The organism is Streptomyces sp. 4N124 (assembly GCF_052245395.1).
GTDB lineage: Bacteria > Actinomycetota > Actinomycetes > Streptomycetales > Streptomycetaceae > Streptomyces.
The window spans coordinates 156935-168186 of the sequence record NZ_JBQQBS010000016.1; the positions used below are offsets into that span (position 1 = coordinate 156935).

General features: G+C 70.7%; 14 protein-coding genes. 6 read left to right on the forward strand and 8 right to left on the reverse strand.

The window, feature by feature from the left end:
* Positions 1 to 458 precede the first annotated feature (458 nt).
* Positions 459 to 614 (reverse strand): PPE family protein, SVP subgroup, encoded by a 156-nt coding sequence (locus ACTWQO_RS18855; RefSeq protein WP_443238500.1) that lies wholly within the window; start codon positions 612 to 614, stop codon positions 459 to 461.
* On the opposite strand from ACTWQO_RS18855, the gene ACTWQO_RS18860 reads away from it, so the two are divergent.
* Positions 546 to 1007 carry a GNAT family N-acetyltransferase gene (locus ACTWQO_RS18860; protein WP_443238501.1) on the forward strand — a complete coding sequence of 154 codons (462 nt, stop codon included), beginning with the start codon at positions 546 to 548 and terminating at the stop codon, positions 1005 to 1007. The genes ACTWQO_RS18855 and ACTWQO_RS18860 overlap by 69 nt on opposite strands.
* A 55-nt stretch (positions 1008 to 1062) precedes the next feature.
* Positions 1063 to 1998 (forward strand): hydroxymethylbilane synthase, encoded by a 936-nt coding sequence (hemC, locus tag ACTWQO_RS18865; protein WP_443238502.1) that lies wholly within the window; start codon positions 1063 to 1065, stop codon positions 1996 to 1998.
* A gap of 3 nt (positions 1999 to 2001) precedes the next feature.
* Here hemC and ACTWQO_RS18870 read toward each other — a convergent pair whose 3' ends face one another.
* The 4 genes from ACTWQO_RS18870 to ACTWQO_RS18885 form a co-directional block, all read right to left on the reverse strand.
* Positions 2002 to 2523, reverse strand: a complete 522-nt coding sequence (locus ACTWQO_RS18870; protein WP_301977354.1) for a hypothetical protein — start codon at positions 2521 to 2523, stop codon at positions 2002 to 2004.
* Between the two features lie 190 nt (positions 2524 to 2713).
* Positions 2714 to 3562, reverse strand: coding sequence for an ABC transporter permease (locus tag ACTWQO_RS18875; RefSeq protein ID WP_443238503.1), 849 nt, complete (start codon positions 3560 to 3562; stop codon positions 2714 to 2716).
* Positions 3522 to 4364: an ABC transporter ATP-binding protein gene (locus ACTWQO_RS18880; protein WP_443238504.1), complete on the reverse strand. Its 843-nt coding sequence runs from the start codon at positions 4362 to 4364 to the stop codon at positions 3522 to 3524. The genes ACTWQO_RS18875 and ACTWQO_RS18880 overlap by 41 nt, the downstream gene beginning before the upstream one ends.
* On the reverse strand, positions 4361 to 4816 hold the full coding sequence (locus tag ACTWQO_RS18885; RefSeq protein WP_443238505.1) for a MarR family winged helix-turn-helix transcriptional regulator: 456 nt from the start codon (positions 4814 to 4816) through the stop codon (positions 4361 to 4363). The genes ACTWQO_RS18880 and ACTWQO_RS18885 overlap by 4 nt, the downstream gene beginning before the upstream one ends.
* A 245-nt stretch (positions 4817 to 5061) precedes the next feature.
* On the opposite strand from ACTWQO_RS18885, the gene ACTWQO_RS18890 reads away from it, so the two are divergent.
* A complete protein-coding gene (locus tag ACTWQO_RS18890) occupies positions 5062 to 5853 on the forward strand; it encodes an RNA polymerase sigma factor SigF (RefSeq protein WP_443238506.1) in 792 nt (263 codons plus the stop codon).
* A 36-nt stretch (positions 5854 to 5889) separates the two neighbouring features.
* Here ACTWQO_RS18890 and ACTWQO_RS18895 read toward each other — a convergent pair whose 3' ends face one another.
* Positions 5890 to 6210: an ANTAR domain-containing protein gene (locus tag ACTWQO_RS18895; RefSeq protein ID WP_443238507.1), complete on the reverse strand. Its 321-nt coding sequence runs from the start codon at positions 6208 to 6210 to the stop codon at positions 5890 to 5892.
* A 140-nt stretch (positions 6211 to 6350) separates the two neighbouring features.
* Here ACTWQO_RS18895 and ACTWQO_RS18900 point away from each other — a divergent pair, with 140 nt between their 5' ends.
* Positions 6351 to 7154 (forward strand): VOC family protein, encoded by an 804-nt coding sequence (locus ACTWQO_RS18900; RefSeq protein ID WP_443238508.1) that lies wholly within the window; start codon positions 6351 to 6353, stop codon positions 7152 to 7154.
* A gap of 11 nt (positions 7155 to 7165) precedes the next feature.
* Here the strand turns inward: ACTWQO_RS18900 and glgX are convergent, their stop codons facing one another.
* Both glgX and ACTWQO_RS18910 read right to left on the reverse strand, forming a co-directional pair.
* Positions 7166 to 9310 (reverse strand): glycogen debranching protein GlgX, encoded by a 2145-nt coding sequence (gene glgX, locus ACTWQO_RS18905; RefSeq protein WP_443238509.1) that lies wholly within the window; start codon positions 9308 to 9310, stop codon positions 7166 to 7168.
* Positions 9307 to 9819 (reverse strand): pep a2, encoded by a 513-nt coding sequence (locus tag ACTWQO_RS18910; RefSeq protein ID WP_443238510.1) that lies wholly within the window; start codon positions 9817 to 9819, stop codon positions 9307 to 9309. The genes glgX and ACTWQO_RS18910 overlap by 4 nt, the downstream gene beginning before the upstream one ends.
* 266 nt (positions 9820 to 10085) lie before the next feature.
* Here ACTWQO_RS18910 and ACTWQO_RS18915 point away from each other — a divergent pair, with 266 nt between their 5' ends.
* Together ACTWQO_RS18915 and ACTWQO_RS18920 are read left to right on the forward strand one after the other, a co-directional pair.
* Complete coding sequence (locus ACTWQO_RS18915; RefSeq protein ID WP_443238511.1) at positions 10086 to 10385, forward strand: DUF5133 domain-containing protein; 300 nt, start codon at positions 10086 to 10088, stop codon at positions 10383 to 10385.
* Positions 10386 to 10478: 93 nt separating this feature from the next.
* A partial coding sequence (locus ACTWQO_RS18920; RefSeq protein WP_443238512.1) for a maltotransferase domain-containing protein occupies positions 10479 to 11252 on the forward strand: 774 nt, incomplete at its 3' end.

The window sequence follows — 11252 nt, forward strand, 5'->3', positions numbered from 1 at the left end:
GATCAAGCCGCCGCACCCGATGATGGACGCATGGATCTTCACGAAAAGCTCCCCTCGGCGATCGACACCAAGTCCCTGCTCGACCTGTCCGAGGGCCATCACGGGCGTGCCACCCGGCCGTTGGGCACGCGAGAGATCGCCGGTCACCTGGTGAAGTCGTACGCCATCGAGGCGCCCGGCCGTACGGTGACCGAGAGGGACGCCGAAGCCGCGCTGCGGATCGCCGAAGACCACCTGGCGCTGGGCCGGTTGCGGGGATCGCTCGGACTCGCCGTGCTGATCGTGCACGCGGGCGGCGACGGGGACTACGTACTGGTCCACACGTGGATCGAGGGATGCATGTCCGACCTCGCCGTGTTCGTCGGCCCGGTGGGGCAGCCCGAGCAGCTGCGGCCCGGGCGGGCCGGGCTGACTCCGTGCGTGTGGGAGGCGGCCGTGCTGTCGTACGAACGGGACGTCTACGCGCGGCGCGTCCTCGACGGTACGGGGACGGTCGAGGACCGTCTCGCCGCCTGGAGCGCGGACACGGTCGAGGGTGACCTGCGGTGACCCCACGCGTCAGGCACGCTGAGCCCGCCGACGTGCGACGCGTGGCCGAACTCGCCGCCCAGCACGCGGCCTACGAACGCGCCGCACCACCCGTCCCCGATCTCGCCGCACGGCTCGCGGGGCTCCTCTTCGGCACCCGGGCACCGCGCCTGCGCTGCCTGGTGGCCGAACTGCCCGACGGCGAACTGGTCGGCTACGCCACCTGCGCGCCCGAGATCTCCACCTGGGAGGGGAGCGAGTACCTCCACATGGACTGCCTCTTCCTGGCCCCCGGCCATCGCGGCCTCGGCCTCGGTCCACTGCTGATGGACGCGGTGGTCGACGAGGCCCGGCGGCTGGGCGTCAACGAGGTCCAGTGGCAGACGCCCGCCTGGAACGAGGGTGCGGTCCGCTTCTACGACCGGCTGGGCGCCCGGGCGAAGGAGAAACTCCGGTACAGCCTCCAGGTCGCCGGCTGACGGCTGTCGAGCAGTCCGCGACTGGCGGATCACGCGGAGGGTCTATCGTGTCCGCATGCCCGTGCCCGATCTGATTCGTATCGTCTCCCGGGACTCGCCGATGGCGCTGGCCCAAGTGGAGCGTGTCCGCGCCGAGTTGACCGCCGTCCATCCCGGTGTGCGCACCGAGGTCGTACCGGTGAAGACGACCGGCGACAAGTGGCTCGGCGATCTGTCGAAGGTCGAGGGCAAGGGGGCGTTCACCAAGGAGGTGGATGCCGCGCTGCTGGCCGGCGAGGCCGATCTCGCGGTGCACTGCGTGAAGGACGTGCCCGCCGACCGCCCCCTTCCGGCGGGCACGGTGTTCGCGGCGTTCCTGAAGCGGGACGACATCCGTGACGCCCTGATCCATCCCGGCGGGCTCACCCTGGACGAACTCCCGGCCGGCACCCGGATCGGCACCTCCTCGGTGCGCCGGGTCGCCCAACTGGCCGCCACCCACCCGCAGCTGGAGTGCGTGCCGTTCCGCGGCAACGCCAACCGGCGCCTGGCGAAACTGGCGGCCGGAGACGCGGACGCGCTGCTGCTCGCGGTCGCCGGGCTGGAACGCATCGACCGACGTGACGTGATCAGCGAGATCCTCTCCCCCGAGGTCATGATGCCGCCGATCGGCGCGGGTGTTCTCGCCCTGCAGTGCCGGGAGGGCGACACCGAGCTCATCGACGCGGTCAGCGCCCTCGGTCACCCGGACACGCATCGGGAGGCCACCGCGGAGCGGATGTTCCTGCACGTTCTGCAAGGGCACTGCAACAGCCCGATCGCCGGATACGCGCAGGTCGACCGGAGTGGCGAACTGTCCCTGCGGGCCTGTGTGTTCACGCCCGACGGCAAGACCCGCCTCAACGCCCACGAATGGGCCGGACGGCTCGACCCCGCCACCCTCGGCACCTCGGTCGCCGTGGCGCTGCTGCGTCAGGGTGCCCGCGAGATCATCGACGGCATCCCGCACTGAGGCTCAGGCGGTTCCTTCTTCCGCCTGTTCCCGCAGGAAGTTGCTGATCTGGTGTGCCAGGCTCTCCCGGCCGGAAGCCGTGTGCGCACCGGCCTGCCCCTCGTCGAGGCCGACGCCGCCCGCCCACAGCCTGCGGTCGGTCCACTCCTCGTCGACCCGCAGCTGGACCTGGACGTCCACCTGGCTCAGGGCGGCTTCGGGACCCGCCGCGAACAGCACGGCCGTGGCGCGGCGCAGCGGGTAGACGTCGAAGCCCTCGATGAACTGCGAGTTGCGCCAGTCGATGAACGCGCTCTCGCCGTCGGGGCCCACCCGCACGTCGATCTGCCCGTCCTCGAGGTGGATCCCGAAGTGCCGCTCGCCGCGGTTCTCGACGGTCACCCGGACAGTGAAGTACGTCAGCCCTTCGGCGGCGTCGTCACGTCCGCGCGGCGGCTCGGCCGCCCGGAGCTGGTGGACGCGGACGCGCAGACCGGCCTGCTCGTCGTACTCCTGCCAGTCCCCGACCACGTTCGGCTCGTACACGGTGCACCTCTTCGACCTCAGAGAGCTGCTTCCTATCTGTGCGCTCAGCGCACTGTCAAATGAGCAGAATGGGCTGTGGCCAGCGATTTCGCCCCCTAGATCACTGATCAAGCGCTGCGCAGGAAGAATCCGCCTCCGGACGGCCCGGCCGCCCTCGCGGGCGTGCCGCACATCACGTCCGCGGGCTTGATCAGCGGGCGAGCCGGCCGAGGAGCGCGGAGGCCGCGGTGATGCCGAGTGCGGCGGCCACGAAGAGCACCGCGAAGTCGGTCGCCAGGTGTGCGTCGGTGCCGAGGAGGAGGCCCCGCAGGGCGTCGACCTGATAGCTGAGCGGATTGACCTTGCTGACCGCCTGGAGCCAGCCCGGCATGACGGACAAGGGGTACAGGGCGTTGGAGCCGAAGAACAGCGGCATCGTGATGGCCTGCCCGAAGCCCATCAGCCGGTCGCGGCTGAGCACGATTCCCGCGATGGTCATCGACAGGCAGGAGAAGAAGGCCGACCCGAGGACCACGACCGCCGCGACGCCGAGCAGTCGCAGTGGGTTCCAGGTGAGTGCCACGCCGAGCACGGCGGCGATGGCGATCACGACGACGGCCTGGATCAGCGACTTCACTCCCGCCGCGAACGCCTTCCCGGTGATCAGCGCGGCCCGCGGGGTCGGTGTGACGAGGAGCTTGTTGAGGATCCCGGCGTCGCGTTCCCAGATGATCTGGATGCCGTAGAAGATGGCGATGAACATCGCGGACTGGGCGATGATGCCGGGCGCCAGATAGTCGATGTAGGGGATGCCCTCGGTCGGGATCGCCTTGAAGCGGGTGAAGGTCTGGCCGAAGATCAGCAGCCACAGGGTGGGCTGGACGGCGCGGGTGTACAGCTCGGTGCGGTCGTGGCGCAGCTTCTGCAGTTCGACGGCGCACATCGCCACGACCCGGGCGGGCAGCAGGCGCCAGCCCGCGCGCGGCTCCGGGGTCTTCAGCAGCAGCCCGAACGCGGGGTCAGCCGACACGGCGTGCGGTGCGGCGGGTGCTTCGGACATCGCGGAAACCTCCTGACTGGTCGTCGAGTCCGCTGCCGGCGATGTCCCGGAAGACGTCCTCCAGGGTGGGCAGCGTGTCTGTGCCGCGGCGGGCGGCGAGCCCCTGGCGCAGTTCCGCGGGGGTGCCGAGGGCGCGGATGCGGCCGTGGTGCATCAGGCCGACCCGATCGCAGTACTGGTCGGCCTCGTCCATGTAGTGGGTGGTCACCAGCACGGTCATGCCGGTGGCCGCACGGACGGCGTTGATGTGTTCCCACACGCCGGTCCGCGCGATCGGGTCGAGGCCGATGGTCGGCTCGTCGAGGATGAGCAGCCGGGGCGCGCTGACCAGGGCCTGCGCGAGTTCGAGCCGGCGGACCATGCCGCCGGAGTACGTCCCGGCCAGCCGGTCGGCGGCGTCGGTGAGGCCGACCGCCGCCAGAGCTTGCCGGACACGCTCGGCGCGTTCGCGGCGCGGCACGTCGAAGACGCGGGCGAACAGGGCGACGTTCTCCCGGCCGGTGAGTCCGGCGTCGGCAGACAGTTGCTGCGGGACGTAGCCGAGCAGCCGTCGTACGGCCATACGGTCTTTTGCGGCGTCGTGCCCGAAGACGCGGACCATGCCGGCGGGGACCGGCAGGAGGGTGGTCACGCAGCGGATCGCCGTGGTCTTCCCGGCGCCGTTGGGGCCGAGCAGCCCGAAGCACTCGCCCTCCAGGACGGCCAGGTCGAGCCCGTCCACGGCGTTCGTGTCGCCGAAGGCGTAGGCGAGCCCGGTACAGGAGATGGCGGCGGGCGGCTCGGCTGATGCGTCCCGGGTCATGACTCCTCGGCCTCCTCGTGCAGCTGAACGGCGAGGGTGCGCAGGGCCGGGATCGCCGCCCGGAGCGCCGCGCGGTCCGCCTCGTCAAGCCGGGCCACCTGCTGTCGTACGAGGTCCGCGCGGCGGGTGCGCCATTCGCGCAGCCGGGTCCGCGCCGCGGGGGTGGGCACCAGGCGCGCGGCCCGGCGGTCGGACGGGTCCGTCTCCCGGATCAGGTACCCCTCGGCCGCCAGCCGGTTGACCAGCGTCGACACCGAGTTGCTCGCCAGATACAGGTCCTTGGCCGCGTCCGAGATGCCGATGCCGGGGCGGGTCACGACCAGGCGCAGGAGTTCCACTTCGGCTCCGCGCAGCTGCGGTGCGGCCATCTCCCGGCGCAGCCGCCGCCGGATCAGCCGCTGCACCCCGACGAGCGCGTCGGCCAGCTCTTCCGGGAAGGTCTCGTCGTCCATGCCGTCGAGATTAGCTCTGTAGCAGAGGTAATTTCCCTCCCCATTGCCCCAAGGGCAGGTCAAGAGGCGATATGCACCAAATTGTTTGGATTCCCCCGAGTGGGGGAATCCACCTTTCAGTGCTTCGGACCGGAGGCACGTCCGTGGAGGCCGGGATTGGTCCCCGGTGCCTTCCGTTCTGGTCCGAGCCCGCGCCTCCCATGGTGACTGTCCATCCAGCACACCTGCTGAGGGAGGTGCGCACGATGCGTAGCGCCGGCGGAACGAAGCAGCATCCGCATGATGACGCCCCCGACACAGCGGCCGCGTTCGAACGGCTGTCGCAGCTGCCCGAGGGGCCGGCGCGCAGGGCACTCCGGGACGAGTTGGTCGAGGCCTGGCTGCCCATGGCGGAGCGGATCGCCGTCCGCTTCAAGGGGCGCGGGGAGTCCCTGGAGGACCTCTACCAGGTGGCCGCCCTGGGCCTGGTGAAGGCCGTCGACCACTACGACCCGTCGCGTGGCCGGGCCTTCGAGGCGTATGCCGTGCCGACCGTGACCGGGGAGATCAAGCGGCACTTCCGCGACCACATGTGGACGCTGCACGTGCCGCGCCGTGTGCAGGACCTGCGCAACCGGGTCCGGCGTGCGGCGAAGGAGCTGGCCCAGACGACTCCGGGGCGCGCTCCGACCGTCGCCGAGATCGCCGAGCACGCGCAGCTCAGCGAGGACGAGGTACGGACCGGCATGGAGGCCCTGGAGTGCTTCACCGCGCTGTCGCTGGACGCGGAGATGCCCGGCACGGACGGGTACGCGCTGGCGGACGGGCTCGGCGGGCCGGATCCGTCGTATGACGTCGTCGTCGACCGGGTGGCCGCCGGGCCCGTCCTGAAGGCGCTTCCCGAGCGTGAGCGGACCATCCTCTATCTGCGGTTCTTCGGCGGTATGACGCAGAGCCGCATCGCCCAGCAGCTCGGGATCTCGCAGATGCATGTCTCCCGGCTGCTCAGCGGCTGCTGCGCCCGGCTGCACGAGGAACTCCTCGTCGAGGCCCGCTGACCGTGGCCGCGGGCCTCCACGCTCACCGTTCCCGGCTCACCGCTCCGGCGGTGCGCCGGGAATCTCCGTGGGGCCGTAGCGGTCCAGACCCTCTTCCAGTTCCACCCTGATCTCCGGCGGCATGACACCGCTGCGGCCCCAGATCAGAATGAGTTCCGCGACATTGCGCAGTTTGATGTTCGTGTGCTGGGAGATGTCCTTGAGGATCTTCCAGCCCTCGCCCGGAGTCACCCGGCCGAGCGCGACGATCATGCCGATCGCCTGGTCCACGACAGCATGCGAGGCGACCGCTTCCTTGAGTTGATCGACCTCTTCCTGCAGCTCGAAGATCCGCTCCGAGCCCCCGTCGGTGGGCATGAGCACCTCCGGTCGGTTGCGCCGATCTGCCGTTTCCGACTCTACGCCTGGGTACTCGGCAGGCGCCCGTGGCGGTTCCGGTTGGACACTGGTACGACCACCGGTGGGCTGCCGGTCGACGAGACCAGGACGCGACTGCGATGAACAAAGACACGACACTCCCCCGTGGTGCGACGGACGTCGTCTCCACCCACTCCGTGTTCGGCGCGCCCTGCTGGGTGAGCCTGACCAGCCGCGATCTCGAGGCCACCGAATCGTTCTACGCGGCGGTGTTGGGCTGGCGCTGGCGGACGGCCAAGCTCGGCGACCGCTTCCGCGTGGCCCTGGCGGGCGGCACACCGGTCGCCGGGATCGCCGGGGTCGCCACGATGTGGCAGATGGCCGTGGCGTGGACGCCCTACTTCGCCGTGCGCAGCGCGGACGAGGCCGTGGCCCGCGCGCAGGAGCGCGGCGGCACGGTGGCGGTGGGCCCGATCTCCTTCCCGCCCGGGCGCGCGGCGCTGCTGGCCGACCGGGACGGCGCCACCTTCGGGATCTGGGAGGGCGAGCTGGTCGGCAACTGGGAGACCTGGCGCCGCTCGGCACCGACCTTCATCCGGCTGCACACCCGCGACGCCTTCGACTCCGCCATCTTCTACGGCGAGATCCTCGACTGGGCGTCGGACCGCCCGGGTTGCTGCGAGGTCCACTACGAGGGCGGCGAGGTCGTGCTGCGCAGCGGTGGCGATGTCGTGGCCCGCATCGAGTCGGGGGCGCTGGGGTCGGCCCCGGACCCCACGATCCGGCCGCACTGGCAGGTCCACTTCGCGGTCACGGACGTCGCGGCCTGCGCCCGGGCGGCGGAGCTGAACGGCGGCAGCGTGCTGTCGGAGAGCCCCGAGGAGGCCGTGCTGCGCGACGCCGACGGCGCGCAGTTCACGGTGACCTCGCAGCGGGCCCGCTGATGCGCTGATCCTCAGCCGGCCGCGCGGGAGGGCCGCGACAGCAGGACCAGGCTGCGTGCCTCGACGGTCATCCCGCTGCCCGCCTTGTGCTCCGACTCGTCGGGGGCGCCCGGCTCGGCGGTGTCGATCAGAGTCGTCCAGCGCTCGCCGTAGGTGACGTCCGGCAGCTGGAAGTCGACCGGTTCCCAGTAGCTGTTGAGCAGCAGCAGGAACGAGTCGTCCACGACGGGCCGGCCGCACGGGTCGGGTTCGGCGATGGCGTCTCCGTTGAGGAACACACCGACGGAGTGCGCGTCGGAGCGCCGCCAGTCCGCGTCCGTCATGGCCTGCGCGTCCGGCAGCAGCCACACCAGGTCGGGCACCGGCTGGCCGGCGTGGGTGACGGTCTGGCCGCGGAAGAACCGGCGGCGGCGCAGTACGGGGTGGGCGGCGCGCAGACCGATGACGTACCGGGTGAAGTCCAGCAGGTCCTGCTGCTCCTCGGTCAACCGCCAGTCGATCCAGGAGACTTCGTTGTCCTGGCAGTAGGCGTTGTTGTTGCCGCGCTGAGTGCGGCCCAGTTCGTCGCCGTGGCAGAGCATCGGGATGCCCTGGGACAGCAGCAGCGTGGCGAGGAAGTTGCGTTGCTGACGGGCGCGCAGTTCCCGCACGGCCGGGGCGCGTGTCTCGCCCTCGACACCGCAGTTCCAGGACCGGTTCGTGCTCTCACCGTCGCGGTTGCCCTCGCCGTTGGCCTCGTTGTGCTTGTCGTTGTACGACACGAGGTCGCGCAGCGTGAAGCCGTCATGTGCGGTCACGAAGTTGACGCTGGCGCGCGGCCGGCGCCTGCTGTGCTGGTACAGGTCGGACGAGCCGGTCAGCCGTGAGGCGAACTCGCCCAGCGTGTGCTCCCCGGCCCGCCAGAAGTCCCGTACGGCATCGCGGTACTTGCCGTTCCACTCCGACCACAGCGGCGGGAAGTTGCCGACCTGATAGCCGCCCTCCCCCACGTCCCAGGGCTCGGCGATCAGCTTGACGCGGCTGATCACCGGGTCCTGCTGGATCAGGTCGAAGAACGCCGACAGCCGGTCCACCTCGTGGAACTGCCGGGCCAGCGTGGCCGCGAGGTCGAAGCGGAAGCCGTCGACATGCATCTCCGTGACCCAGTACCGCAGCGAGTCCATGATCAGCTGGAGCACGTAGGGGTGCCGCATCAGCAGGCTGTTGCCGGTGCCGGTGGTGTCGTAGTAGTGGGTCCAGTCGCCGTCCACCAGGCGGTAGTACGAGGCGTTGTCGATGCCGCGGAAGGAGAGGGTGGGGCCCTTCTCGTTGCCCTCGGCGGTGTGGTTGTAGACGACGTCCAGGATCACTTCGAGTCCGGCCGCGTGCAGCGCCTTCACCATCGCCTTGAACTCGGTGACCTGCTGGCCGCGGGTGCCGTGGGCGGCGTAGGCGTTGTGCGGGGCGAAGAAGCCGATGGTGTTGTAGCCCCAGTAGTTCGACAGGCCGCGGTCGCTGAGCACGCCGTCCTGCACGAACTGGTGCACCGGCATCAGTTCCACGGCGGTCACACCGAGGGAGGTGAGGTGCTCGACGATCGCGGGGTGGGCGAGCCCGGCGTAGGTGCCGCGTAGCTCGGGGGGCACCTCGGGGTGAGTGCGGGTGAGGCCCCGGACATGGGCCTCGTAGATCACGGTGTCGGCGTACGGCCGCCGGGGCGGGCTGTCGTCGCCCCAGTCGAAGGCCGGGTCGGTCACCACGCCGAGCATGGTGTGTCCGGCGCTGTCGGCCGGGGCGGGTCCGTTCGGCGCACGCTCGAAGAGGGAGGCGTGATTGTCGACCTGTCCGTCCACGGCTCTGGTGTACGGGTCGAGGAGGAGCTTCTTCGGATTGCACCGGTGGCCCGCGGCGGGGGCCCAGGGGCCGTGCACCCGGTAGCCGTAGCGCTGGCCGGGGCCGACGCCAGGGAGATAGCCGTGCCAGACGAAGCCGTCGACCTCGGTGAGCGGAACCTTACGGTGGGTGGCGTCGTCGTCGACCAGGATCAGCTCGACGCGTTCGGCGACTTCGCTGAAGAGCGCGAAGTTGGTGCCCTTCCCGTCGAAGGCGGCACCCAACGGGTAGGGGTGCCCGCTCCATGCCGGCACCCCTGCCTTCCGCTTCCGCTTCGCGGTCACCGCGCGCCCTCCAGGGCGCCGTCTTCCGTGCGTACGGAGCCGGCGAGGGCCGCGGCCGGCACCTCGCGGGGCACCTGGAGGACCTCCCGCAGGCTCGGCGCGGGGGCCTTCGGCACCAGCGGGACGCGGGCGCCGGCACGGGCGCGCTGGGAGAACCAGATGACCTTGCTGCCGGTGTCCGTGGCGCAGCAGCCCCAGCCGTCGCTGGTGGCGGCGAGCTGTTCCAGGCAGGCGCGCAGATCCTGGTCGGGGCGCAGATCGCGGTCGTTGTCCCCGACGGCGGTGATGAGGTGCTGGCCGTTCCACCACATCTCGATCGACGTGTTCTTGTCCGTCGCGTGCTCGTCGATCGCCTTCAGCAGCATCTCGGCGCCGCCGCAGACCGGCTCGACGAGGGTTTCGAGGTCCCAGAACCTGAGGTGAGCTGCCAGGATGCGCCTGACCTGTCCGACGCGTTCCGGGCTGACTTCCACATCGAGGTGGTAGTAGCAGGCACTTGCGGTCTTCATCGTCGTTGGCTCCTCACCGCGAAGCTCGCGCTCCTTGTCGTCCCTGTGGGACGGCCCCGAGTACGAAGCGTGAGCGTTGATCGCTTCTGAGTCACCTACAGAGTGGGAGCGCTACGCCATTCGTGCAACACGAGCGCACATCCGAGACGGGTGGGGCACATTCGAGGTGGTTGAAGATCCAACAAGACGCTGAGTCATCGTGCGTGCACCATGTGTGAAGGCCCCGTCCGTGTGTCGGGGCCGCGATTCGGAGGTGAATCTGCGCCATGCTGCTCCCCGCCAAAGCCGAGGTGGCCCGGCAACTGCAGCGGTACCGGGCCTGGGAACGAGCGATGCTCGCGGCTCCCGCCGACCGTACGGTGCGAGCCACCTTCGAGGACTCGGGCTACACCCTCTGCGTCCTGATGGGCAAGCGGTGCGCGCGCGAGGCCGCCGACGCCGCCGAACGCTATCTGCGCACCGGCATGGTCACCTACCTGCGGGAACAGACCGGACGGGTCAGGCGGAGCGGTACCCGGCGGCGAGGTCCGCCGTGGCGGCGGAGGCGTTCCCCGGCGGGGCGATAGACCCGGGAGGCAGGCAGAGCCCCTTCCGGCGCAGTTCTGAAACCACCGGCCGGGCGGCGTGCCCGGCCACGAGCATGGCGGAGGTGTCATCCCATGAGTCCGGCTCCGGCCATCGGCCGCATTCCTGTCCTCGGCGTCCGTCCGGCCGTGGAGTGCGGCAGGCACCCCGCCAAGGCGGTCGCGGGGGAAACCTTCCAGGTCACCGCCACCGTGTTCCGCGAGGGCCATGACGCGGTCGCCGCGAACGTCGTCCTGACGGACCCCGAGGGCCGACCCGGCCCCTGGACGCCGATGCGGGAGCTGGCGCCCGCCTCCGACCGCTGGGGCGCCGACGTCACGCCGGACGCGGTGGGCCGCTGGACGTATCACGTCGAGGCCTGGAGCGACCCGGTGGCCACCTGGCGCCACACCGCCCGCATCAAGGTGCCGGCCGGGATCGACACCGGCCTGGTCCTGGAGGAGGGCGCCGAACTGTATCGCCGGGTGGCAGCGGGCGTGCCGGCGGACGCGGGCCGGGCGACGGTACTGACGGCCGCCAAGGCGATGCTCGACGACTCGCTGCCGTCCGCCGTACGCCTGGCGGCGGCCTTCGGGCCGGAGATGGATGCGGTGCTGTCGCGGTATCCGCTGCGGGAGTTGGTGACGGCGTCGGAGGCGTTGCCGTTGCTGGTGGAGCGGGAGCGGGCGCTGTTCGGGTCGTGGTACGAGTTCTTCCCGCGTTCGGAGGGCACGCCGGAACAGCCGCACGGGACGTTCCGGACGGCCGCGCGCCGCCTGCCGGTGATCGCGTCGATGGGTTTCGACGTGGTGTATCTGCCGCCGGTCCATCCGATCGGCGCCACGTTCCGCAAGGGCCGCAACAACACG

What these genes read in the sequence shown, in the direction of transcription:
- ACTWQO_RS18885 (WP_443238505.1), bottom strand. Translation starts at nt 4,816, where the DNA reads ATGGACGACGAGACCTTCCCGGAAGAGCTGGCCGACGCGCTCGTCGGG.
- hemC (WP_443238502.1), top strand. Translation starts at nt 1,063, where the DNA reads ATGCCCGTGCCCGATCTGATTCGTATCGTCTCCCGGGACTCGCCGATG.
- ACTWQO_RS18900 (WP_443238508.1), top strand. Translation starts at nt 6,351, where the DNA reads ATGAACAAAGACACGACACTCCCCCGTGGTGCGACGGACGTCGTCTCC.
- ACTWQO_RS18915 (WP_443238511.1), top strand. Translation starts at nt 10,086, where the DNA reads ATGCTGCTCCCCGCCAAAGCCGAGGTGGCCCGGCAACTGCAGCGGTAC.
- ACTWQO_RS18880 (WP_443238504.1), bottom strand. Translation starts at nt 4,364, where the DNA reads ATGACCCGGGACGCATCAGCCGAGCCGCCCGCCGCCATCTCCTGTACC.
- ACTWQO_RS18910 (WP_443238510.1), bottom strand. Translation starts at nt 9,819, where the DNA reads ATGAAGACCGCAAGTGCCTGCTACTACCACCTCGATGTGGAAGTCAGC.
- ACTWQO_RS18890 (WP_443238506.1), top strand. Translation starts at nt 5,062, where the DNA reads ATGCGTAGCGCCGGCGGAACGAAGCAGCATCCGCATGATGACGCCCCC.
- ACTWQO_RS18875 (WP_443238503.1), bottom strand. Translation starts at nt 3,562, where the DNA reads ATGTCCGAAGCACCCGCCGCACCGCACGCCGTGTCGGCTGACCCCGCG.
- ACTWQO_RS18895 (WP_443238507.1), bottom strand. Translation starts at nt 6,210, where the DNA reads ATGCCCACCGACGGGGGCTCGGAGCGGATCTTCGAGCTGCAGGAAGAG.